The 22126-nt window shown below is 71.2% G+C and carries 18 protein-coding genes and 3 pseudogenes; 9 read left to right on the top strand and 12 right to left on the bottom strand.

Annotated features, from left to right (window positions below; genetic code table 11):
• Positions 1-179 precede the first annotated feature (179 nt).
• A complete protein-coding gene (locus AB0I23_RS17355) occupies positions 180-1400 on the bottom strand; it encodes an acetyl-CoA C-acetyltransferase (protein WP_359110076.1) in 1221 nt (406 codons plus the stop codon).
• A 339-nt stretch (positions 1401-1739) separates the two neighbouring features.
• A pseudogene (locus AB0I23_RS17350) lies at positions 1740-2741 on the bottom strand (SGNH/GDSL hydrolase family protein); the annotation flags it as partial.
• A 156-nt stretch (positions 2742-2897) separates the two neighbouring features.
• Between AB0I23_RS17350 and AB0I23_RS17345 the strand changes: the two are divergent.
• Positions 2898-4301: a cystathionine beta-synthase gene (locus AB0I23_RS17345; protein ID WP_359110074.1), complete on the top strand. Its 1404-nt coding sequence runs from the start codon at positions 2898-2900 to the stop codon at positions 4299-4301.
• A gap of 495 nt (positions 4302-4796) precedes the next feature.
• Here AB0I23_RS17345 and AB0I23_RS17340 read toward each other — a convergent pair whose 3' ends face one another.
• Positions 4797-6008, bottom strand: a complete 1212-nt coding sequence (locus tag AB0I23_RS17340) for an RNA polymerase sigma factor (RefSeq protein ID WP_359110072.1) — start codon at positions 6006-6008, stop codon at positions 4797-4799.
• Positions 6005-6376, bottom strand: coding sequence for a YciI family protein (locus AB0I23_RS17335; protein ID WP_359110070.1), 372 nt, complete (start codon positions 6374-6376; stop codon positions 6005-6007). Before AB0I23_RS17335 ends, AB0I23_RS17340 begins: the two co-directional genes overlap by 4 nt.
• A gap of 257 nt (positions 6377-6633) precedes the next feature.
• Here AB0I23_RS17335 and AB0I23_RS17330 point away from each other — a divergent pair, with 257 nt between their 5' ends.
• Positions 6634-8127 carry an MFS transporter gene (locus AB0I23_RS17330; RefSeq protein ID WP_359110069.1) on the top strand — a complete coding sequence of 498 codons (1494 nt, stop codon included), beginning with the start codon at positions 6634-6636 and terminating at the stop codon, positions 8125-8127.
• Between the two features lie 134 nt (positions 8128-8261).
• Here AB0I23_RS17330 and AB0I23_RS17325 read toward each other — a convergent pair whose 3' ends face one another.
• From AB0I23_RS17325 to AB0I23_RS17310, 4 genes and pseudogenes are all read right to left on the bottom strand, one after another.
• The gene (locus tag AB0I23_RS17325) at positions 8262-8684 is read right to left on the bottom strand and encodes a hypothetical protein (protein WP_359110067.1); all 423 of its coding nucleotides are present in this window, start codon (positions 8682-8684) and stop codon (positions 8262-8264) included.
• A gap of 138 nt (positions 8685-8822) precedes the next feature.
• Positions 8823-10229 (bottom strand): purine-cytosine permease family protein, encoded by a 1407-nt coding sequence (locus tag AB0I23_RS17320; protein ID WP_359110065.1) that lies wholly within the window; start codon positions 10227-10229, stop codon positions 8823-8825.
• 20 nt (positions 10230-10249) lie between these two features.
• A pseudogene (locus AB0I23_RS17315) lies at positions 10250-10460 on the bottom strand (glycine betaine ABC transporter substrate-binding protein); the annotation flags it as partial.
• Positions 10461-10465: 5 nt separating this feature from the next.
• Positions 10466-10630, bottom strand: a pseudogene (locus AB0I23_RS17310) (ATP-binding cassette domain-containing protein); the annotation flags it as partial.
• A 108-nt stretch (positions 10631-10738) separates the two neighbouring features.
• On the opposite strand from AB0I23_RS17310, the gene AB0I23_RS17305 reads away from it, so the two are divergent.
• The 3 genes from AB0I23_RS17305 (at position 10739) to AB0I23_RS17295 (ending at position 14074) form a co-directional block, all read left to right on the top strand.
• A complete protein-coding gene (locus AB0I23_RS17305; RefSeq protein WP_436846954.1) occupies positions 10739-12310 on the top strand; it encodes an aromatic amino acid ammonia-lyase in 1572 nt (523 codons plus the stop codon).
• Positions 12307-13155: a MurR/RpiR family transcriptional regulator gene (locus AB0I23_RS17300; protein ID WP_359110063.1), complete on the top strand. Its 849-nt coding sequence runs from the start codon at positions 12307-12309 to the stop codon at positions 13153-13155. Before AB0I23_RS17305 ends, AB0I23_RS17300 begins: the two co-directional genes overlap by 4 nt.
• 385 nt (positions 13156-13540) lie before the next feature.
• The gene (locus tag AB0I23_RS17295) at positions 13541-14074 is read left to right on the top strand and encodes a hypothetical protein (protein ID WP_359110061.1); all 534 of its coding nucleotides are present in this window, start codon (positions 13541-13543) and stop codon (positions 14072-14074) included.
• A gap of 16 nt (positions 14075-14090) precedes the next feature.
• On the opposite strand, the gene AB0I23_RS17290 is transcribed toward AB0I23_RS17295, so the two are convergent.
• The 4 genes from AB0I23_RS17290 to AB0I23_RS17275 form a co-directional block, all read right to left on the bottom strand.
• Entirely contained in the window at positions 14091-14465 is a 375-nt protein-coding gene (locus tag AB0I23_RS17290) for a hypothetical protein (RefSeq protein WP_359110059.1), read from the bottom strand.
• 76 nt (positions 14466-14541) lie between these two features.
• Positions 14542-15006 carry a roadblock/LC7 domain-containing protein gene (locus AB0I23_RS17285; RefSeq protein WP_359110057.1) on the bottom strand — a complete coding sequence of 155 codons (465 nt, stop codon included), beginning with the start codon at positions 15004-15006 and terminating at the stop codon, positions 14542-14544.
• 38 nt (positions 15007-15044) lie between these two features.
• A complete protein-coding gene (locus AB0I23_RS17280) occupies positions 15045-15863 on the bottom strand; it encodes a transcriptional regulator (protein WP_436846949.1) in 819 nt (272 codons plus the stop codon).
• On the bottom strand, positions 15860-16288 hold the full coding sequence (locus tag AB0I23_RS17275; RefSeq protein ID WP_359110056.1) for a hypothetical protein: 429 nt from the start codon (positions 16286-16288) through the stop codon (positions 15860-15862). The genes AB0I23_RS17280 and AB0I23_RS17275 overlap by 4 nt, the downstream gene beginning before the upstream one ends.
• A 265-nt stretch (positions 16289-16553) precedes the next feature.
• Between AB0I23_RS17275 and hutU the strand changes: the two genes are divergently transcribed.
• The 4 genes from hutU to hutI all read left to right on the top strand — a co-directional run bounded on the left by hutU (position 16554) and on the right by hutI (position 22115).
• Complete coding sequence (gene hutU / locus AB0I23_RS17270) at positions 16554-18212, top strand: urocanate hydratase (protein WP_359110054.1); 1659 nt, start codon at positions 16554-16556, stop codon at positions 18210-18212.
• Positions 18213-18319: 107 nt separating this feature from the next.
• Positions 18320-19534 (top strand): allantoate amidohydrolase, encoded by a 1215-nt coding sequence (locus AB0I23_RS17265; RefSeq protein WP_359110187.1) that lies wholly within the window; start codon positions 18320-18322, stop codon positions 19532-19534.
• A complete protein-coding gene (locus tag AB0I23_RS17260) occupies positions 19525-20910 on the top strand; it encodes a formimidoylglutamate deiminase (protein WP_359110052.1) in 1386 nt (461 codons plus the stop codon). Before AB0I23_RS17265 ends, AB0I23_RS17260 begins: the two co-directional genes overlap by 10 nt.
• Positions 20911-20942: 32 nt before the next feature.
• Positions 20943-22115: an imidazolonepropionase gene (gene hutI / locus AB0I23_RS17255; protein WP_359110050.1), complete on the top strand. Its 1173-nt coding sequence runs from the start codon at positions 20943-20945 to the stop codon at positions 22113-22115.
• The last annotated feature ends 11 nt before the right edge of the window (positions 22116-22126 follow it).

Below are 22126 nucleotides of genomic sequence, written 5' to 3'. Positions count from 1 at the left end.
CCGTGGTCGCGTTCGCTTCGCTTCCGCTGCGAGCAGGTGCCGCCTTCGTACCTCAGGCGACCCCTACTCTCCGCTACAGCTCAGCTCAGCCGCTCGATCCCGTGGTCGCGTTCGCTTCGCTTCCGCTGCGAGCAGGTGCCGCCTTCGTACCTCAGGCGACCCCTACTCTCCGCTACAGCTCAGCTCAGCCGCTCGATGACCATCGCCATGCCCTGGCCGCCGCCCACACACATGGTTTCCAGACCGAACTGCTTGTCGTGGAACTGCAGGCTGTTGATCAGCGTGCCGGTGATCCGCGCGCCGGTCATGCCGAAGGGGTGGCCGACGGCGATGGCGCCACCGTTGACGTTGACCTTCTCCAGCGGCAGGCCGAGGTCGCGGTAGGAGGGGATCACCTGGGCGGCGAACGCCTCGTTGATCTCGGCCAGGTCGATGTCGTCGATGGTGAGGCCGGCGCGCTTCAGCGCCTGCTTGCTCGCCTCCACCGGCCCGTAACCCATGATCTCGGGGGAGAGGCCGGAGACGCCGGTCGAGACGATCCGGGCCAGCGGGGTCAGGCCCAGTTCGCGCGCCTTGGTGTCGGACATGATCACGAGCGCGGCGGCACCGTCGTTGAGCGGGCAGCAGTTGGCCGCGGTGACCAGGCCGTCGGGGCGGAAGACCGGCTTCAGACCCTGCACGCCCTCCAGCGTGACGCCCGCACGCGGGCCGTCGTCCTGCGCGACGACGGTGCCGTCGGGGGTCGTCACCGGGGTGATCTCGCGCGCCCAGAAGCCGTTTTTGATGGCTTCCTCGGCGAGGTTCTGCGACCGTACGCCGAACTCGTCCATGTCCTGACGGGTGACGTCCTTGAGCCGGGCCAGGTTCTCGGCGGTCTGCCCCATCGCGATGTACGCGTCCGGGACGAGGCCGTCCTCGCGCGGGTCGTGCCAGTGTGCGCCGGTCTCCTCGGCGCGGGCGGCGGTGCGCGCCTCGGCCTCGGCGAAGAGCGGGTTGTGCGTGTCCGGCAGGCTGTCCGAGTTCCCCTTCACGAAGCGGGACACCATCTCGACGCCGGCGGAGATGAAGACATCGCCCTCGCCGGCCTTGACGGCGTGCAGCGCCATGCGGCTGGTCTGCAGCGAGGACGAGCAGTAGCGGGTGACGGTACAGCCGGGAAGGTGGTCCATTCCCATCTGTACGGCGATGATGCGGCCCAGGTTGTTGCCCTGCTCGCCGCCGGGGAGGCCGCAGCCGAGCATCAGGTCGTCGATGTCCTTCGGGTCCAGCTCGGGGACCTTGGCCAGCGCGGTCCGGATGATCGTGGCGGTCAGGTCGTCCGCCCGCAGGTCCTTCAGCGACCCCTTGAAGGCCCGGCCGATGGGGGAACGGGCAGCAGAGACGATCACGGCTTCGGGCATCACGCGGCTCCATGAGGGCTGGAAGGCTGTCTGGCTGTCTGGGCTGAGCAGGACCGAGCGGGAGGCCCGGCGGGCTGAGCAGGGCTCAGCGGGACTGTCCTGGAAGTTACCCGCACGTATCGCCGAGGTCACCCGGCAGGCCGTGTGATGCGGGCCTCTTTTCTAAGCGACCGCTCAGGCGGTCCGGGGCGCGGGACCCGTGCCCGCGTCCCCACCTGCGCGCGGGTCCCTCTCCACCGGCACGTCCGGGCGCTTCCCGTCCGGACGTCGGCCGTCCGGATGCTTCCTGTCCGGATGCCGGCCGTCCACGTGCTTCCCGTCCACATGCTGGACCTCCGGGTGCTGTCCGTCCGGATGCTGTACATCCGAGGGTGGCACAGCCGGCTCCGTGGCGGCGGGCAGGCGCCTGCGCCTGCGGTGCTTGAGCAGAGCCCACGGCGCCCGCGCCCCCGTGACCTCCGTACCGGCCTCCCGGGCCGCCTGGGACGCCGCCTTGGCCACCGGCAGCATGTCCTCGCGCCGCGATCCGTCGAGACGGTCGGACTCCGGCCACAGCCCCAGCACGGCGCACAGGGTCGGCAGCAGTGCCATCGCCGCCGTCGCGTACCCCTCGGCCGACGGGTGGTAGTTGTCCGGGCCGAACAGCTCACGCGGGTTCGCCTCGAACTCCGGTCCCAGCAGGTCGCCCAGCGACACCGTCCGCCCGCCCTGCTCCACCGAGCCGATCGTCTGCGCCGCAGCCAGCTGACGGCTCGCCCGTCGGGCCAGCCAGCGCAGCGGCTGGTACACCGGCTCGATCGTGCCCAGATCCGGGCAGGTCCCGACGATCACCTCCGCACCCGCCGTACGCAGCCTGCGTACGGCGGTGGTCAGGCACCGCACCGACTGGGTGGCGGGCATCCGGTGCGTCACGTCGTTCGCCCCGATCATGATCACGCAGACGTGCGGCGTACGGGACGTGTCGGCCAGCAGCAGCGAGACCTGCCGCTCCAGATCGTCCGACCGGGCCCCCGGCTGCGCGACGTTCCGCAGATCCACCGGCCGCTCCGACACCGCCGCGAGACCCGAGGCGAGCAGGGCCCCAGGCGTCTGCCCGGCTCTGCGCACCCCCTGGCCGGCCGCGGTCGAGTCACCGAGCAGCCCGAGCCGCAGCGGCTCCGCGGGACCGGTGAACGCCACCCCGTACCGCCCGTCCGCACTGGGCGGAACCGGCGCGACACCGCCGCCCACCTGCCGCTTCGCCAGCTGGACCTCCGCCAGCAACACGCCTGCCGCCGCCGCGCCGAGCAGTCCGATACTGCCGCCGCCGTAGGCCGCGCCCGCCGCGATCCGCCGTGCCACCCTTGCTCTCGACACAGTCCGGTCCACCTCCTCGTTGACGTACCGCCGTACTTACAGCTAACTGCCCCGTAACGACCGTCGCCCAATCGCTTCGCCCAATCTCATGCCCGTACGCATACCCTGGCCGCACCATCTCGGAGACCCCGGAGTAACACGGTGCAATTTCACGATTCGATGATCAGTCTCGTTGGCAATACCCCGCTGGTGAGGCTGCGCAGTGTCACGGCCGGCATCCAGGCGACGGTGCTGGCCAAAGTCGAGTACTTCAACCCCGGCGGTTCGGTCAAGGACCGGATCGCCCTGCGCATGATCGAGGCCGCGGAGGAGAGCGGCGCGCTGCAGCCCGGCGGCACGATCGTCGAGCCGACGAGCGGCAACACGGGCGTCGGCCTGGCGATCGTCGCGCAGCAGAAGGGCTACAAGTGCATCTTCGTCTGCCCGGACAAGGTGTCCACGGACAAGATCAATGTGCTGCGCGCCTACGGTGCGGAGGTCGTCGTCTGCCCGACGGCCGTTGACCCCGAGCACCCGGACTCGTACTACAACGTCTCGGACCGGCTGGTCCGGGAGACACCGGGTGCCTGGAAGCCCGACCAGTACTCGAACCCGAACAACCCGCGCTCGCACTACGAGACCACCGGTCCCGAGCTGTGGGAGCAGACGGACGGGAAGATCACCCACTTCGTGGCGGGCGTGGGCACCGGCGGCACGATCACCGGCACCGGCCGCTACCTGAAGGAGGTCAGCGGCGGCTCGGTCAAGATCATCGGCGCGGACCCGGAGGGCTCGGTCTACTCCGGCGGTTCCGGTCGTCCGTACCTGGTCGAGGGCGTCGGCGAGGACTTCTGGCCGACCGCCTACGACCGGACGGTCACGGACGAGATCGTCGCCGTGTCCGACAAGGACTCCTTCCAGATGACCCGGCGGCTCGCGAAGGAGGAGGGGCTGCTCGTCGGCGGCTCCTGCGGCATGGCTGTCGTGGCGGCTCTGGAGGTCGCGCAGCGCCTCGGACCGGACGACGTGGTCGTCGTACTCCTCCCGGACAGCGGCCGCGGTTACCTGAGCAAGATCTTCAACGACGAGTGGATGGCCGACTACGGCTTCCTGGACGACACGGGTACGTCCGCCCGCGTCGGCGACGTGCTCGACCACAAGGACGGTCCGCTGCCGACGCTCGTCCATATGCACCCGGAGGAGACCGTCGGTGAGGCGATCGACGTCCTGCGCGAGTACGGCGTCTCGCAGATGCCGATCGTGAAGCCGGGCGCCGGCCACCCGGACGTGATGGCCGCCGAGGTCATCGGTTCGGTCGTGGAGCGGGAACTGCTGAACGCGCTGTTCGCGCAGCGCGCCTCGCTCACCGACCCGCTGGAGAAGCACATGTCGCCGCCGCTTCCGCAGGTCGGCTCCGGCGAACCGGTCGAGGACCTGATGTCGGTGCTCGGCGGCGCGGGCGGCGCCGACGCGGCGATCGTGCTGGTGGAGGGCAAGCCGAAGGGGGTCGTGAGCAGGCAGGACCTGCTGGCGTTCCTGGCGAAGGACGCGGGCCCGAAGCAGTAGGGAGCGAGTCAGGGCTTCGCGAAAACGGTACGAGCACGACACGTACGCGCAGCACCGGCTTAACACGGTTCCGGCACAGTGGTGGGTGTCGGCAGGGAAACCCGCCGGCACCCAAGACGGCGACGCGGACTACGGAGCGGCTCCCGGACCTCCACTGTCGCCAGGACGCGCGCACCCGGCCCTGACCCGGACCCGCGTCCCTCGCGGGGACCGCCGTCGTCCCGCCCCCTGGGAAACCGGGGGTGCGGCGGTCCCCGCGACTTATCTCCATGCGCGTCCACCAGCGGTCAGGGGCCGCTCATCCGGCGGGCGCGACCCGGCGTGCCGGCAGCGCGATCCGCTCCGCACTCTCGCTGTCCGGCTCCGGCGTATGGACGACCAGCGACTGGTCGGGGTCTCCGGGCAGCGCCGGCGTCTCGTAGGGGCATGACCCGGATACGCCAGAAACCCGCCACCCCTCGCAGCGCTGAAGCTGCATGTGGAGGGATCGCGGCACTAGGTTCTCACCCGGTCGGCCCGGGACTCCAGGTAGCGTTGCTCGGCGATGCTGGCGGTGGACTTCGCTGCGCGCCGGTAGTGCTCGTACGCCCCGGCCGTGTCGCCGGTCCTCTCCAGCAGATGCGCCCGTACGGACAGCAGCCGGTGATGCCCGGCCATCCGCTCGTCACTGTCCAATGTGGACAGCAGGGCCAGCCCGGCCGACGGGCCCTCGGTCTCGGCGAGCGCGATCGTCCGGTTGAGGGTGACCATCGGGTTGGGTGCGATCCGTTCCAGGATCAGGTAAAGGGCGTGCACCTGCGGCCAGTTGGTCTCCTCGGCCGTGGCCGCGTCGGCGTGCGTGGCTGCGATGGCGGCCTGCAGCTGGTAAGGCCCCAGCGCCGAGCCGGCCAGCGACACCTTGACCAGCTCTATGCCCTCGTCGATCAGCCCGTGGTCCCACTTCGTACGGTCCTGCTCGTCCAGCGGCACCAGGTCGCCGGCCGCCGTCGTACGTGCCTCCCGGCGGGCGTGGGTCAGCAGCATCAGCGCGAGCAGCCCGGTCACCTCGCCGTCCTCGGGCAGCTGCGCGTGCACCATCCTGGCCAGCCGGATCGCCTCGTGCGCGAGGTCGGCGCGGTGCAACTCGCTGCCCGAGGAGGCGGTGTAGCCCTCGTTGAAGATCAGGTAGAGCACGTGCAGGACGACCCGTAGCCGCTCCTCGCGCTCCGCGCCGTCCGGCAGACCGAACGAGCTGCCGGCGGCCTTGATGTGCTGCTTGGCCCGGCTGATCCTGGCCGCCATCGTGGCCTCCGGCACCAGGAATGCGCGGGCGATCTCGGCAGTGGTCAGGCCGCCGACCGCCCGCAGCGTCAGGGCGGTCTGGGAGGCCGCGGTCAGCGTCGGATGGCAGCACAGGATCAGCAGGACGAGCGTGTCGTCGGTGTCCGGTACGTCCTCGGGCACCACCTCGGCAGCCGTCGCCGACTCCCGCTCGCGGCGCGCGTGGTCACTGCGCATCTGGTCGATGAGCCGCCGGGACGCGACAGTCACCAGCCAGCCGCGCGGGTTGTTCGGCACTCCCTCGGCCGGCCACTGCACGGTGGCGGCGAGGACGGCCTCCTGTACGGCGTCCTCACACCCCTCGAACCGGCCGTGCCGACGTACCAACGCGCCGAGGACCTGCGGAGTGAGCTCACGCAGCAGGTCCTCGAAGTCCGGTGCCGTCATGCCTCCAATTGTCCGTCAGCGAACATCACCTGCCGCACCTCGACCCCCAGACCCTCGATCGCGGTGTCCGGGATCTGCGCTGCCAGCTCGATCGCCCGCTCCTTGTTCTCGCAGTCGATCAGGTAGAAGCCGCCCAGATACTCCTTGGACTCCAGGAAAGGGCCGTCGGTCACCACCGGCCGGCCGTTGCGTACGGACACCACAGTGGCCTGTGACGGATCGACCAGTGCCTGCGTGGTGATCAGCTCGCCGGACTTCTTCAGCGCCTCGATGAACGTGCCGTGGCCGTCGCCGATCGCCGCCTTCTCCTCGTCGGTCAGCGCATCGATCACGGCCGGGTTGATATGCAGGCTGATCAGGAACTTCATCTCGTGCTCCTCGTGGTTCGCGAGCCCCGGCGGGGCCCTTCGACCGGTTGGTCGGAGCCGCCGCCGCCGTCTTGACATCCTCCGCCAGAAATTTCGCATGAGCTTTTCGCCGTCGCATCGCCCGGACCGCGAGGTCGCCATGTCTGGTGACGCCCCACCGTGACAGACGCGAGAGATTTCCGTCGGTACCGATGTCAAGAAGCTCCCGACCGCTCCGACCAACCGGCGAAACGTCGAGAGAACAGGGAGTTTCGGATATGCGAGTCAACCGGGTATGGCTGGGACTGGTCGTCCTCATGCTGCCGACATTGCTCGTCGCGATGGACATGACGGCGTTGCTCCTCGCGCTCCCACGGCTGAGCGCCGACCTGGGTGCCACCAACGTCCAGCAGCTGTGGATCAGTGACAGCTACGGATTCATGGTGGCCGGCATGGTCATCACGATGGGTACGCTCGGCGACCGGATCGGCCGTCGACGACTGCTGATGATCGGCGGAGCGGCGTTCGCGGTGCTGTCGGTCGTGGCCGCCTTCGCCGCCGACCCGCTGACGCTGATCGTCGCGCGTGCGCTGCTGGGCGTTGCCGGCGCGACCCTGGCGCCGTCCACACTTGCCTTGATCACCAACATGTTCCGCGACGGACGACAGCGCGGGCAGGCCATCGCGATCTGGGCGACCTGCCAGTTCACCGGCGGCGCGCTCGGACCCGTACTGGCCGGATTCCTGCTCCAGCACTTCTGGTGGGGATCGGTGTTCCTGGTCGCCGTGCCGGCGATGGCGGTGCTGCTGCTCGCCGGGCCGGTCCTGCTGCCGGAGTTCCGCAGCGACCAGGCCGGCCGGCTGGATCTGGCCGGCGTCGGTCTTTCACTCGTGGCAGTGCTTTTGATGGTCTACGGCGTCAAGCAGCTGACCGTCGAGAGCGAGCCGGTCGTGCCGGCGGTGGCCCTCGTCGTCGGCGCGGCCACCGGATTCCTGTTCGTACGCCGGCAACTGCGGCTTCAGACTCCACTCCTTGACCTGCGGCTGCTGCGCAACCGCCCGTTCACGGCCGTACTCGTCGCGCTGGTGTTCGCCGGCATCGCCATGGCCGGTACGGGCCTGCTGGTGACCCAGTACCTGCAGAGCGTGCTGGGCCACTCGCCGTTCGCGTCGGCGGTGCTGTTCGCCCCCATGGGCCTGGGTGTGGCGGTCGGCACCATGGCCGCGCCGGCGCTGGGACGGCGGATGAAGCAGACGACCGCGATCGCCGGCGGGCTGGTGGGGTCGGCGCTGGGCAGCCTGCTGCTGGTCGGCGTCGACGGTGCGAGCGCCCTGCCGCTGGTGATGACCGGCATCGCCGTACTGGCGCTGGGCACCGGCCCGCTGTTCGCGCTGGGCACCGGGCTGGTCGTCGGGTCCGTACCGCCCGAGCGCGCCGGCTCGGCGGCGTCGATGTCGGAGACCGGCAACTACTTCGGCGGTTCTCTCGGCTTCGCGCTGCTCGGTGTGGTGGCCGCGGTGGTCTACCGCAGCCGGATGGACGGCACGTCCGACTCGCTGGCCGGCGCGGTCGCCGCCAGCCGGCACCTTCCCGCCGGTCAGGGCGCGGAACTGCTGCGTAGCGCGCGGGAGGCGTTCACCGTCGGCGTGCACGTGACCGGCGTCGTCGCCGCGGTCATCTTCGCCGGGCTGGCCGTACTGATCCTGACCATGCGCCCGGCAACCCGGACCACCCCGGCCGCGCTCCCCGACTACGAGGCGACTCGCTCGTAGAACCCTGCCGAGGCCGACGTCGTTGTCCTGTGCCGTCCCGCCCCGGGCGGTCGCCTGCACCACCAGCGGCCCGCGCCACGTCACCCGCGCCGACTGACCGTGCTGTCCACACGCCAGGCGTAGCCGCCGGCCACTCAGCCCTCCCAGTCGGACTTCGTACGCTCCTCCGAGCGCCGGAACAACGGCCGGCTACGGGCGATCTGGGCGACATTCACCCCGACGATCCCCAACCAGGCCACGACGAGCCCGTCGATCCCGGCGTTCGCGGCCCCGATCGCGGACAGCGGGACGGCCAGGATCAGCGAGACGACCCCGAACCCGAACCGCTCGCCGAAGTTCCCCAGCGGAGCCGGCGGCGTCCGGGCCCCCCGGGCGACCATCGTCTGCTGTTCGGCGAGATGCCGCCGCACCCGCCGGTCGAGCGTGACGTCGAGACGCTGGTCGACCTTCTCCAGGAACGAGTCGATGAGCGCGGACTCGTACTCCGGCCCCAGTTCACTGCGGGCCTGCAAGGTGGCATTCAGCTCACTCTTGAGCTCAGGGTCGCGGGCTTCCATGTACCTACGGTACGGAGCGGAGGGGCCTGAGGCAGTGGGGCTAACCCCCCTCTTCGGGGGTCGGGCCGAGCGGGCGTACCGCCGGGCGGGGGCCTGCAACGGCACAGGACGCCCGATCAGAGGTCACCCGACAGGCTCTCAGGCCGCCGGGACCCGGTCCGTCGGCATGATGGTGGCGGCCGGGACATGGGTGGTGTCGCGGCGGGCGAGCAGCCAGTACAGCAGGGCCGGTACGAGCAGGCCGATCACCCAGGAGATGTCCGCGCCGCCCAGCGGCTCCACCAGCGGGCCGGTGTAGAAGGTCGTCGCCAGGAAGGGGAGCTGGGCGACGATGCCCACGACGTACACCGTCAGTGCGTCCCAGCGCCAGGCGCCGTAGCGGCCGCCCGGGTCGGACAGGGCCGGGATGTCGTACCGTTCGCGCGAGATCAGGTAGTAGTCGACGAGGTTGATCGCCGACCACGGGGTGAAGAAGGTCAGCAGGAACAGCAGGAAGTCCTTGAACGAGGCGAGGAAGGTGTCCTTGCCGAGCAGGGCGACCGCCGTGCCCGCGATCATGATCACGGCGATGTACGCGGAGCGGCCGCGCTGCGAGAGCGCCCGCTGCCCGCGGAAGCCGCTGACGCCGGTCACCACGGACATGAACCCGCCGTAGGTGTTCAGCACGTTGATGGTCAGCTTGCCGAGCGCGATCACGAAGTAGAGCAGTGAGGCGATCAGTCCGGTGCCGCCCAGCGAGACGACGTAGCCGACCTGGTCGTCGAGGAACGCCGCGCCCGCGGATGCCGCGACCAGCACGCCGAAGGCCATCGACCACTGGGCGCCGAGCGTCGTGCCGGCCAGCGTCCACCAGAAGGTGGCGCGGGAGCTCGTGTGGCGCGGCAGGTAGCGCGAGTAGTCCGCGACGTAGGGCCCGAACGCCAGCTGCCAGGACGCCGCGATCGACACCGCGAGCAGGAACATCGGCAGGTCGAAGGCGCGGTCGGCGAGGGTGGCGCCGAGATCGATCCGGTCCAGCAGCCGGATGCCGAGATAGATGAAGGCCAGCGCGCAGACCACACTGGCGACCCGGCCGAGGGCGTGGACGACCCGGTAGCCGATCGCCGCCATCAGCGCGGTGATCGCGGCGAAGACGAGGATGCCGGGGGTCTGCCCGAGGTGGGTGAGCTCGCCGACCGCCTGGCCGGCCAGCACGCTGCCGCTGGCGAAGAAGCCGACGTACATCACGACGACGAGGAGCAGCGGCACGACCGCGCCCCGCACCCCGAACTGTGCCCGGCTGGAGATCATCTGGGGCAGGCCCAGCCTGGGGCCCTGCGCCGAGTGCAGCGACATCACCGCTCCACCGAGCAGGTTGCCCACCAGCAGGCCGATCAGGGACCAGAAGGCGCCGCCGCCGAAGATGACCGCGAGAGCGCCGCTGACCACTGCGGTGATCTGGAGGTTCGCTCCGAGCCAGAGGGTGAACTGGGAGAACGCGGTGCCGTGCCGTTCTTCGTCCGGTACGACGTCGATCGAGCGGCGCTCGACGAGGGAGTCGGCCATCGGGGATTGCTCCTTTTCTCTTACTTCTCTGTCAGGCCGTGCGCCGCGGCCCAGTCGGGCGCCACGTCCTCCGGGTCTTCCTGTCCTTGTCCACCAGGCGGTTCAGCTCCGTGAGGTCCTTTGTCGTGAGGGTGGCGCCCAGGCGGGCCAGTGCCCTGCGGCCGTGGAGTCCGCCGCGCGGTCCGCGATCGGGGGGACCACGTGTTGGCCGGGGATCAGAGTCTTGGGGTCGTCGACGTGGTGGTCTTGCCGCAGCCGGACGAACCGACCAGGACGGTGATGCCACCCTCCGGGATGGTGAGGCTGAGCTCATGAACTGCTGTCGTGCCGTTCGGGAAGTGCTTGTTCACCGCGTCGAATTTGATCACCAGTCGTCCCTTGCCCCGGCTGCATATAGTCATGCAGAGTTCTTGCTGACTGAATAGGTTGTCAATGCCTCGGGGTAAAACACTGGTTACGGAAGCCCGAAAGGCAAGATCGAGTGTCCGGATGAGGAGTGTTTGCGCATGATGTCGTCCCACATGATGGACTCCTCGCCCTTCGGTGGATGGGCCGCGGACCACGCCGTCTCCATCGTCGAGCTCGACGGAGAGACCCTCCCCGTCGCCGATGTCGTCCGGATCGCCCGCGGCGCCGCCCGGCCCGTGCCCGGTGCAGAGGCGATGAAGCGGGTCGACCGGTCCTGGGCGGCAGCCCGGGAACTCGCCGCGACCGGGCGGGTGTACGGGCGATCCACCGGGGTCGGCGCCAATCGCAACGAGGAGGTCCCGACCGAGGCCGCCGCCGACCACGGGCTGCGGTTGCTGCGCAGTCACGCCGGGGCCATCGGCGAACCGCTGCCCGCCCGCGAGGTCCGCGCGATGCTCGCCGTGCGCGCCAATCAGCTGCTCGCGGGCGGCGCCGGGCTGCGGTCCACCGTCGTCACCGCGCTCTGTGAGGCGCTGGAGGCGGGGGCGCACCCGGTGATCAACGAGTTCGGTTCGGTCGGCACCGGGGACATCGCCGCCCTCGCCCAGGCGGGCCTCGCGCTCGCCGGGGAACACCCCTGGGAGGGGCCCGGCGCCGCCCCCGAACCCCAGCCGCTCGACAACAACGACGCCCTCGCGCTGATCAGCAGCAACGCTCTCACCCTCGGCCAGGCCGCCCTCGCACTCGACGAGCTGCGTCGGCTCGTCACCGCCACCGAGGTGGTTGCCGCGCTCTCGCTGCTCGCGGTCGACGGTTCGTACGAGGCCTACGCCGAACCGGTCCACGCCGCCCGTCCGCACCCCGGCTCGTACCGGGTCGCGGCGCGGATGCGGCAGCTGCTCGGTGTCCCCGACCGCCCGGGACCCCCGCTCGGCCGGATCCAGGACCCGTACGGCTTCCGCTGTCTGCCGCAGATCCACGGGCCCGCGCAGGACGCCGCCGACGCGCTCGAACGCGTCCTCGCCATCGAGATCAACGCCGCCGCCGAGAACCCGCTGATCTGCCCGGACGCCGGTCTCAACGACAGCCCTGCCGCCTACCACCACGGCGGTTTCTACATGGCTCAACTCGCCCTGGCGCTCGACCACTTCAGACTTGCAGTCGTGCAGGTCGCGCGGCTCTCCACCTCGCGGCTGTCGGCGCTCAACGAGCCGTCCTTCACGCGGCTGAGGCCCTTCCTCGCCGACGGCGAACCAGCCTCGTCGGGCGTGATGATCCTGGAGTACGCGGCCGGGGCCGCCCTCGGCGATCTGCGGGCGTACTCCGCGCCCGCCTCGCTCGGCCACGCCGTGCTGTCCCGAGGCGTGGAGGAGCAGGCGAGTTTCGCCTCGCTGGCGGCCCGCCAGACGCTGCGCGTGTGCGGCGCCTACCGGCAGGTCGTCGCCTGCGAACTCGTTTCCGCCGTACGGGCGTTGAGGCTGCGCGATCTGCGACCTGATCCCGGTCTGCCGGTCGGGCGGGCGTTCGCGTTGGCCGATTCCCTGCTCGAAGCGGAGTTCGCGGACCGGCCGCTCACCCATGATGTGAAGGTGGCGGCCGGGGAGCTGTTCGACCGCTGTACAGACCTGTGGAACACCGATCTCACCAGTACGAACAGTAGGGGGACAGCATGAGCGGGAGCAGCCCGGCCGCGCGGTTGCAGCAGCTCTTCGAGGGGCACCGGCTCACGCCCACGCAGCGGAGGATCGCGCACTCGATGGTGCGCAGGGCCGGGGACGTCCCGTTTCTGTCGAGTGTGGAGCTGGCCGAGCTCGCCGGGGTCAGCCAGCCGTCCGTCACCCGGTTCGCCGTCGCGCTCGGGTTCGACGGGTATCCGGCGCTGCGCAGGCATCTCCGGGAGGTCGCGCCCGGACCCGTCGAGGGAGGCACGGGCGCCGCGGACACGTACAACGAGTACCAGCAGGCCGTGCGCGCCGAGATCGAGAACCTGCAGCACCTCGCCGAGCTGCTCGCCGACCCCACTCCGGTCGAGCGCGCGGGGCGGCTGCTCGCCGCGTCGCGTCCGCTGCCGGTGCTCGGGCTGCGCGCCGCCTCCTCGCAGGCGCGTGGCTTCGGCTACTTCGCCGCCAAGGTCCACCCGGACGTGCGCGTGCTCGACGAAGGCGGCAGCATGCTGCACGACCGGATCGACGCCGCATGCCGGGCGGGGGCGAGCGCGCTGGTCTGCTTCGCGCTGCCGCGCCATCCCAAGGAGGTCGTGGACGCGCTCGCCTACGCCCAGGAGCAGGGACTGACGGTGGTGTCGGTCGCCGATTCGGCGTTCGCCCCGGTGGCCAAACACAGTGACCTGCTGATTCCCGCCGCCGTCGGCACCGGACTCGCCTTCGACACGGCGTGCGCGCCGATGCTGCTGGGGCGGGTGCTGCTGGAGGCGATGTGCGACGACCTGCCGGACGCGCAGGCGCGGCTGGAGGAGTTCGACGCACGGGCGGCGGCGCGCGGGCTGTTCGTGGAGTGAGGAGGGGACGGGCGGGGTGCGCCTGGCTGGGGGAGCGTCCGGAGGCTGTCGTCGGCGCCCGGGACCGGGCGGACCGTCGTGCCGACGCCGGGACTGCGGCTGGGTGAGCGGTCGGCGGCGGCCGGGCCGCGTCGGCTGCCGGCGCTGACGGACCCGGAATCCGGTGGCTGGGACCCGGTGCTGTGGAGGCGGGTTCGCCTGCGTCGAGGGCCGGGACGGCAGGGCGGGTGTTCTGTACCGAGGGAAGTCCGGCCGGTGGCCGGACTTCCTCGCCGATTCTCAGACACCGCTCATATACGGCCATTAATCTGCGCCCGGAGAATCAGCTTCGACGGCTGTCGAGAGGGGTACGGACGTGGGGCGTGGAGCGCAGTCACTGGCGAGGGTGGCCGTGATCGTACGGGCCGGAGCCGTACCGCTGTGGTGGCCGGGGCTGCTCGCCGCCGCCGTCGGTGCGCTCGTCCCGGGGCTCACCGGCCGTCGGATCGGACTGCTCGCCGGAGCCGCGCTCTTCGTGATCACCGCAGGGGTGGTGGCGCTCGCGCGCGGGCGCAGGTATGCGGAGCTGACGAGGGCCGCCACCCGCGCCGGGCGGACGGATTTCCTCCAGGACCGGGCCGTGACCGTACGCAACTGGCGGCGCGGCCACCGGTGGTGGCTGCTGGGCGGGTTTCTCGTGGCGACCGCCGGCGGGTTCCTGCTGCCCGGCGCCGGTGGGCTGATGCTGGCGGGTGCGGGGGCCGGCCTCTGGGCCAAGTCCGTCCGGATCGGGCAGTGGGAGCGGAAGAACGACGTCCTGTACTGGGTGCGGACCGACTGGGTGGAGAAGGGGCGGCCCGCAGGCAAGCAGGTCGCGGCGTACCGGACGACCGGGCCGGTGGCGGGCGACGCCGCGCCAGGTGGGGCGCGGCGTCGCTGAGAGCGGTCTGCGGAGGTCAGACCTCCAGTTCGGACTCGATCCGCTTCAGCTGGTGGCGGGCCATCGCCAGGTTGGCGCGGCTTGAGTCCAGCACCAGGTAGAGGAAGAGACCGTTGCTGCCGCGCGCCTTCATCAGCCGGATCAGGTGGTACTGATTGCCGAGGGTGATCAGGATGTCCTCGATCTCGTCCTTGATGCCGAGGTGTTCCATGGTGCGGAGTTTGGCGCGTACGACATCCGTGTTGCCCGCGGCCGCGACCTCCAGGTTGAAGTCCTTGCCGCCGCCGAGGGTGCCCAGCGCCATGCCGCTGGTGTAGTCGACGAGTGCGACACCGAGGGTGCCCTCGATGGACGTCATCGCTTCCTTGAGTGACGCTTCGGTGTTGGCCATGAGTGCTCGTTCCTTTCCTTGCCGGCCGAGGTGACCGGCTCCGTTTTCTGGCGTTCCTGGTGCGGTGCGACTGGTGCTACGTGCGGTGCGGGAGGGGGCCGGGGGGTGGGGTCCGTGGGCGCGGGGCGTGCGGCGCCGGCGCGGGTGGTGCGCTGCGTCGCAGTGCGGCGTCGACCAGTTCGCCGATCCGGGCGCTCGCCCGGCGGCCTTCCAGGTGGAGCCGGCCGACGTTGATCCGGTCCTCGGCCAGGAGTGTGAGGACGGCGGAGGAGCCCGCCGCGTAGGTGGCGATGTAGCCGGTCTCGCCACGTACGAGCAGTTCGCGGAAGCCGCCCCGGCCGGTCGCCTCCGCCATCCGGAGCGCGACGCCGAGCGCGGCCGCGGTGAGCGCGGCCACGCCCTCCGCCTCGACTCCAGGGGTGTCCTGCGCCAGGACGAGGCCGTCGGTGCTGGCCGCCAGCGCGCCCGCGAGGAGCGGCACCCGGGCCCGTAGCCGCTGGAGTTCGTCCAGGACGTCCTGGACTTCGGCCTCGGGAACCATCAGCTGTCTCCTCCCGGCACGCTGTCTGAGCGCGCGTATCACAGGGCCTCCAATGCGTCTCTGAGCCGGCGCAGCAGGGCGACGTCGGGGTCGGCCGTGACCTCGGGGAACGTGATCCGGCCGGGCGCGGAGGCGGACGGGGCGGCCGTCTGCCGGACCGCTTCGACCAGTCCGGCGGCCGTGAGCCGCCGCAGGTCGACGAGGGTGTGGAACGCCGAGCGGCCCAGGTGCTGGGCGATGTCGGATGCCGTACGTACCCCGTCCACCAGGTCGAGTACGCGGCGACGGCGCGACGGAACAGGAGCGTCGACGGGATGGGCCGCCCGGGCGAGCGGCGCGGAGTCGGTCACCGCGTCGGGCCAGATCCGGTCGAGCAACTCCCGGCGCCTGAGCGTCTCGCGCTCCACGGCATCGACGGGGACGGGGTGCACGGGACCGATCCAGTGCGAGACCCCGTAACGGAACCGGGCCGGGGTACGGGTGGGGGCGAGGGCGAAGAAGGCGGCGTCGTACAGCGCACTCAAGTGGCAGAGCTCCAGTGCGCCGCCGGGTAACCGTCCGCTGTCCACCAGGTAGCGGCCGACCTGCTGCCCGGCGCCCGCCTGGGCGACCGCGTCCCACCAGCCGTCGCGGTGCAGGGCACCGCTCGCGGTGAGCAGGATGTCGATGCCGGGTGTCGAAGGGCTCTCGGCGTGCACGACCTGGCCGTCGGCGAGGTAGAGCGTGCCGCGGTCGCGCATCAGGGCGCCGGTGGCGCGCTCGGCGGCGAGACGCTGAAGCATCGGGGAGAGGGCGGAGGCTGCTCTCACGGGGAAGGTTCTCTCGGGAGGTGTGCTCTCGGGCGCGGTGGTGCTCATGCCAGGACCAGCCGCTCCGCCATCTCGCCCAGCCTCATCCGGGCCAGCGCCAGGTTGCCTTCGGAGCGGTCGAGCCACAGATGCAGGAAGACGCTGCTGTCGAAGGCCGTCTCGACGAATCGGAGGATGTGGTAGCCGGTGCGGGTGGTGACGATGACGTCCTCCACCGGCGGCGCGACGCCCGTCGCGGTGACGTCGTTCTCGCCCGGGCCTGTTGAGGGTTCCGGGACGGAGAGGGTGAACACGGGCTGCTCCGCCGCCATGCGCGCCACCTCGGCCGTCTCGGCGGCGGTCGCCTCGTGATCGCCGTTGGGCGAGTCGCCGATGGTGCCTAGGGCGAGACCGCTCGTCCAGTCGACCACGGCGGCGCCGCGGGCACCGGGCAGCCTCATGACGTCGAGCAGGCACTCGTCGATTCCGGGCACGCGGACTCCTCCCGACCTGACGTGCGGCTGTGACCTAGAGGCTACGCAACGTGCCCGCCCCAGGCGGGAGTTCTGGCATTTTCCATAGGTACATGCGGAAGGCGATGGGAAACCGTCGGACCCGCTGCCGCCCCTGTCGTGTTCTGTCCGCGTCCGGTGTCGTCTCCCGCCTTCGAGGCAGGTCTTTCGGGCGCGCCTGTTGACTATAAGTATTCAGAGCAGCAGGATGTGAATAGAAGCAACACAGTCGCGAGGAGGCATTGTCATGTCAGGACCCCGCCCCGTACGGGCACCGCGCGGTACCGAACTGAGCGCCCTGGGATGGCAGCAGGAAGCCGCCCTCCGCATGCTGCAGAACAACCTGGACCCCGAGGTCGCCGAGCACCCCGACAAGCTCGTCGTCTACGGCGGCACGGGCAAGGCGGCCCGCGACTGGCGTTCGTTCGACGCGATGGTGCGCACGTTGCAGACGCTCAAGCAGGACGAGACGATGCTTGTCCAGTCCGGGCGCCCGGTCGGTGTCATGCAGACCCACGAGTGGGCGCCGCGCGTCCTGATCGCCAACTCCAACCTGGTGGGCGACTGGGCGAACTGGGAGGAGTTCCGCCGCCTGGAGGCCCTCGGACTCACCATGTACGGCCAGATGACGGCCGGTTCGTGGATCTACATCGGTACGCAGGGCATCCTGCAGGGCACGTACGAGACGTTCGCCGCCGTCGCCGCCAAGAAGTTCAACGGGACGCTGGCCGGGACGATCACCCTGACCGCCGGGCTCGGCGGCATGGGCGGCGCCCAGCCGCTCGCCGTGACCATGAACGACGGCGTCGCGATCTGTATCGACTGCGACCCGCGCGCCATCGAGCGCCGCATCGAGCACCGCTACCTGGACGTGCGCGCCGACTCCCTGGAGCACGCGCTCCAGCTCGCCACCGAGGCGCGCGACGCGCGCAAGCCGCTCTCCATCGGGCTGCTCGGCAACGCGGCGGAGCTGCTGCCCCGGATGCTCGCCGAGGGCGCCCCGATCGACATCGTCACCGACCAGACCAGCGCGCACGACCCGCTCGCGTACCTCCCGATCGGCGTCGACTTCGACGACATGGCCTCGTACGCCGCCGAGAAGCCCGCCGACTTCACGCAGCGGGCGCGCGAGGCGATGGCCAAGCACGTCGAGGCGATGGTCGGCTTCATGGACGCCGGGGCCGAGGTCTTCGACTACGGCAACTCGATCCGCGGCGAGGCCCAGCTCGCCGGTTACGACCGGGCATTCGACTTCCCCGGCTTCGTGCCCGCGTACATCCGTCCGCTGTTCTGCGAGGGCAAGGGCCCGTTCCGCTGGGCCGCGCTGTCCGGCGAGGCGTCGGACATCCACAGGACCGACAAGGCGATGCTCGAACTCTTCCCGGAGAACGAGTCGCTGCACCGGTGGATCAAGATGGCCGGCGAGCGCGTCCACTTCCAGGGGCTGCCCGCCCGGATCTGCTGGCTCGGCTACGGCGAGCGCGACCGCGCCGGTGAGCGGTTCAACGACATGGTGGCCTCCGGCGAGCTGGCCGCACCGCTCGCGATCGGCCGCGACCACCTGGACTGCGGGTCGGTGGCGTCCCCGTACCGCGAGACCGAGGCGATGCTCGACGGGTCCGACGCGATCGCGGACTGGCCCCTGCTGAACGCCATGGTCAACGTGGCGTCCGGCGCCTCCTGGGTCTCCATCCACCACGGCGGCGGCGTCGGGATGGGGCGCTCCATCCACGCGGGTCAGGTGACCGTGGCCGACGGTACGAAGCTGGCGGGGGAGAAGATCCGCCGGGTGCTGACGAACGACCCGGGAATGGGGGTCATCCGGCACGTCGACGCGGGGTACGACATCGCGGAGTCCGTTGCCGCGGACAAGGGCGTGCGGGTTCCCATGACGGAGGGGCAGTGAGCCTGACGGGCGGAAGCGGTTCCGTGGGCGCCGAGGGTTCCCCGGCGCCCTCCCTCCCCCATGGTCCGCAGGGACCGGGAGGGGCCGGACAGCCGTCCTTCCAGGCCATGTGGAAGGAACTTGCCCCCATCGGACGCCACCCCGAGAGCGGTGGGTACCGGCGGTACGCCTGGACCGGTGCCGATGCCGACTGCCGGGTCTGGTTCCGGGAGCAGGCCGAAGCGCGTGGGCTCGGGTACGAGGTCGACCGGAACGGGAACCAGTGGGCCTGGCTCGGGGATCCGCTCGGTGACGACGCCGTCGTCACCGGGTCGCACCTCGACTCCGTGCCGGACGGCGGTGCGTTCGACGGGCCGCTCGGCGTGGTCTCCTCCTTCGCGGCGCTCGACGAACTCCGCCGCAGAGGAGCCGAGTTCACCCGGCCGTTCGCCATCACCAACTTCGGCGACGAGGAAGGGGCCAGGTTCGGGCTCGCCTGTGCCGGGTCCCGGCTCGCCGCCGGGCAGCTGACCGTCGAGAAGGCGCACCAGCTCCGCGACGGCGACGGCATCACACTGCCGCAGGCCATGGAGGCGGCCGGGTACGACCCCGGCGCCATCGGCCCGGACCCCGAACGGCTGGCCCGTATCGGCGCGTTCGTCGAGCTCCATGTCGAGCAGGGGCGCTCCCTCGACCTCACCGGCGACCCGGTCGGTATCGCCTCCGCGATCTGGCCGCACGGCCGCTGGCGGTTCGACTTCCGGGGCGAGGCCAACCACGCGGGGACCACCCGGCTCGTCGACCGGCGCGACCCGATGCTCACGTACGCCGAGACCGTGCTGGCCGCCCGCCGCGAGGCGGAGCTCACCGGTGCCCTCGCCACCTTCGGGAAGATCGCCGTCGAGCCGAACGGCGTCAACGCCATCCCCTCCCTCGTCCGTGGCTGGCTCGATTCGCGCGCCGCCGACCAGGACACCCTCGACGCCGTCGTCACCGGCATCGAGCGGGCCGCCCGGGAGCACGCCGAGCGTGCGGGCATCGATCTCGATGTCGTACGGGAGTCCTTCACGCCCGTCGTGGAGTTCCAGCACGCCCTGCGTGACGAACTCGGCAAGATCCTGACCGGCCGGGGCGGCGACGACGCGGGCCGCGCCGTGCCCGTCCTCGGCACCGGCGCCGGACACGATGCGGGTATTTTGTCCGCCTCAGTCCCTACCGCCATGCTGTTCGTACGGAACCCCACCGGGATCTCGCACTCGCCGGCCGAGTACGCCGCCGAGGACGACTGCACCGCCGGGGTGACCGCACTCGCCGATGTACTGGAAGGTCTCGCGTGCAGCTGACAACGACACCGACGGGCGCGCACCGCACCGCCACGTTCTGGATGTCCCACGCCTGGCTCGGCACCCATGTCGAGCCGGGCGTCACCCTGGACGTCGCCGACGGGCGGATCGCCGGGATCCGTACCGGCGTCGACGCCCCGCTGCCGGGCGCCACCGTGCTGCGCGGACTCACGGTGCCCGGGCTCGCCAACACGCACTCGCACGCCTTCCACCGCGCTCTGCGCTCCACCGTCCAGGTCGGCTCCGGCACCTTCTGGACCTGGCGCGAGCTCATGTACCAGGTCGCGTCCCGGCTCACTCCCGATACGTACTACCACCTGGCCCGTGCCGTGTACGCCGAGATGGCGCTGGCAGGCATCACCGCGGTCGGCGAGTTCCACTATCTGCACCATGCGCCGGGCGGAGCCCCGTACAACAACCCCAACGCGATGGGCGAAGCCCTGATCGCCGCCGCCGACGCGGCCGGGATCCGGATCACCCTGCTGGACACGGCCTATCTCGCCGCCGGATTCGGGGAGCGGCCCGGCCAGTACCGGAAGCCCGACCCGCACCAGATGCGCTTCTCCGACACCACCGCGGACGCCTGGGCCGAACGCGCCTCCCTGCTCAAGGGCAGCGACCACGCCCTGATCGGCGCGGCCGTCCACTCCGTACGCGCCGTGCCCGCCGGGCAGCTCGCGACGGTGGCGAAGTGGGCCGAGGAGCGGCAGGCCCCCCTGCACGTCCACCTCTCCGAACAGACCGCCGAGAACGATGCCTGCCAGGCCGCCCACGGCTGTTCCCCCACCCGGCTCCTCGCCGACCACGGGGTCCTCGGCCCGCGCACCACCGGCATCCACAACACCCACCTCAGCAGTGAGGACATCGCGCTGCTCGGTGTCTCTGCCACCGGCACCTGCATGTGCCCCACCACCGAACGCGACCTCGCCGACGGCATCGGACCCGCCGTCGCCCTCCAGCGCGCGGGCTCGCCGCTCTCCCTCGGCAGCGACAGTCACGCCGTGATCGACCTCTTCGAAGAGGCCCGCGCGATGGAGCTCAACGAGCGTCTGCGCACCCATGCCCGCGGCCACTGGACGGCGGCCGCACTGCTGCGCGCCGCCACCCTCGACGGGCACGCCGCACTCGGCCGGCCCGACGCGGGCGCCCTCGAACCGGGCGCGCTCGCCGACTTCACCACCGTCGCCCTGGACTCCGTCAGAACAGCGGGACCGGTGCCCCGACTGGCCGCCGAAGCAGTCGTATTCGCCGCCTCCGCAGCCGATGTGCGCCATACGGTCGTGGCCGGCCGGCACATCGTCCGTGACGGGCAGCACGCGCTCGTCGAGGACGTCCCCGCAGCACTCGCCTCGGCCATCGCCGTCCTGCACGGCTGACCCCGGACCCACGCAAGGAGAGCAGTCCCCCGATGACGACGACCGCCATCACCAACATCGCCAGTCTGGTCACCAACGACCCCTCCCTCGGTGACGGTTCCCCCCTGGGCCGGATCCTGGACGCGGCCGTCGTCATCGAGGGCGACCGGGTCGTCTGGACCGGTGAATCAAGCAAAGCACCCGACACTGACAACGCCGTCGACGCGGGCGGCCGCGCGGTGATCCCGGGGTTCGTCGACTCCCACTCCCACCTCCTCTTCGCGGGCGACCGCACCGAGGAGTTCAACGCCCGGATGTCCGGCCGCCCCTACACCGCGGGCGGTATCCGCACCACGGTCGCCGCCACCCGCGCCGCCACCGACGACGAGCTGGACGCCAACGTCGCCCGCTACCTCGCCGAGGCGCTCCGCCAGGGCACCACCACGTTCGAGACCAAGTCCGGCTACGGGCTCACCGTCGAGGACGAGGCCCGCGCCCTGCGCATCGCCGCCCGCCACACCGACGAGGTCACCTACCTCGGCGCCCACGTCGTCCCCCCGGACTACGCCGACGATCCCGCCGGGTACGTCGACCTGGTCACCGGACCGATGCTCGACGCCTGTGCCCCGTACGCCCGTTGGGTCGACGTGTTCTGCGAGAAGGGCGCGTTCGACGGCGACCAGGCCCGCGCGATCCTGACCGCGGGCCTGGCCAAGGGCCTGCACCCCCGGGTCCACGCCAACCAGCTCGGTCACGGCCCCGGCGTCCAGCTCGCGGTCGAGCTGGACGCCGCCTCCGCCGACCACTGCACGCACCTCACCGACGCGGACGTCGACGCCCTCGCCCAGGGCGACACCGTCGCCACACTTCTCCCCGGCGCCGAGTTCTCGACCCGCGCGAACTGGCCCGACGCCCGCCGCCTCCTCGACGCGGGTGCCACCGTCGCACTGTCCACGGACTGCAACCCGGGCTCGTCGTTCACCTCGTCCATGCCGTTCTGCATCGCCCTGGCCGTACGGGACATGGGCATGACCCCCGACGAGGCTCTCTGGTCCGCCACCGCGGGCGGCGCGGCGGCCCTGCGCCGCACGGACATCGGCCGCATCGCCCCGGGCGCCCGCGCCGACCTGGTCCTCCTCGACGCCCCCAGCCATGTCCACCTCGCCTACCGGCCAGGCGTCCCCCTGGTCCGGGCGGTCCGGCAGCGCGGCGAACGCGCCCTCTGAGCGGCAACTCC

The sequence above is a fragment of the Streptomyces atratus genome (assembly GCF_040655115.1).
Taxonomy (GTDB): domain Bacteria; phylum Actinomycetota; class Actinomycetes; order Streptomycetales; family Streptomycetaceae; genus Streptomyces; species Streptomyces atratus_D.
The sequence above is the reverse complement of the archived record's forward strand: the minus strand, read 5'-3'. Positions and strand labels throughout refer to the sequence as shown.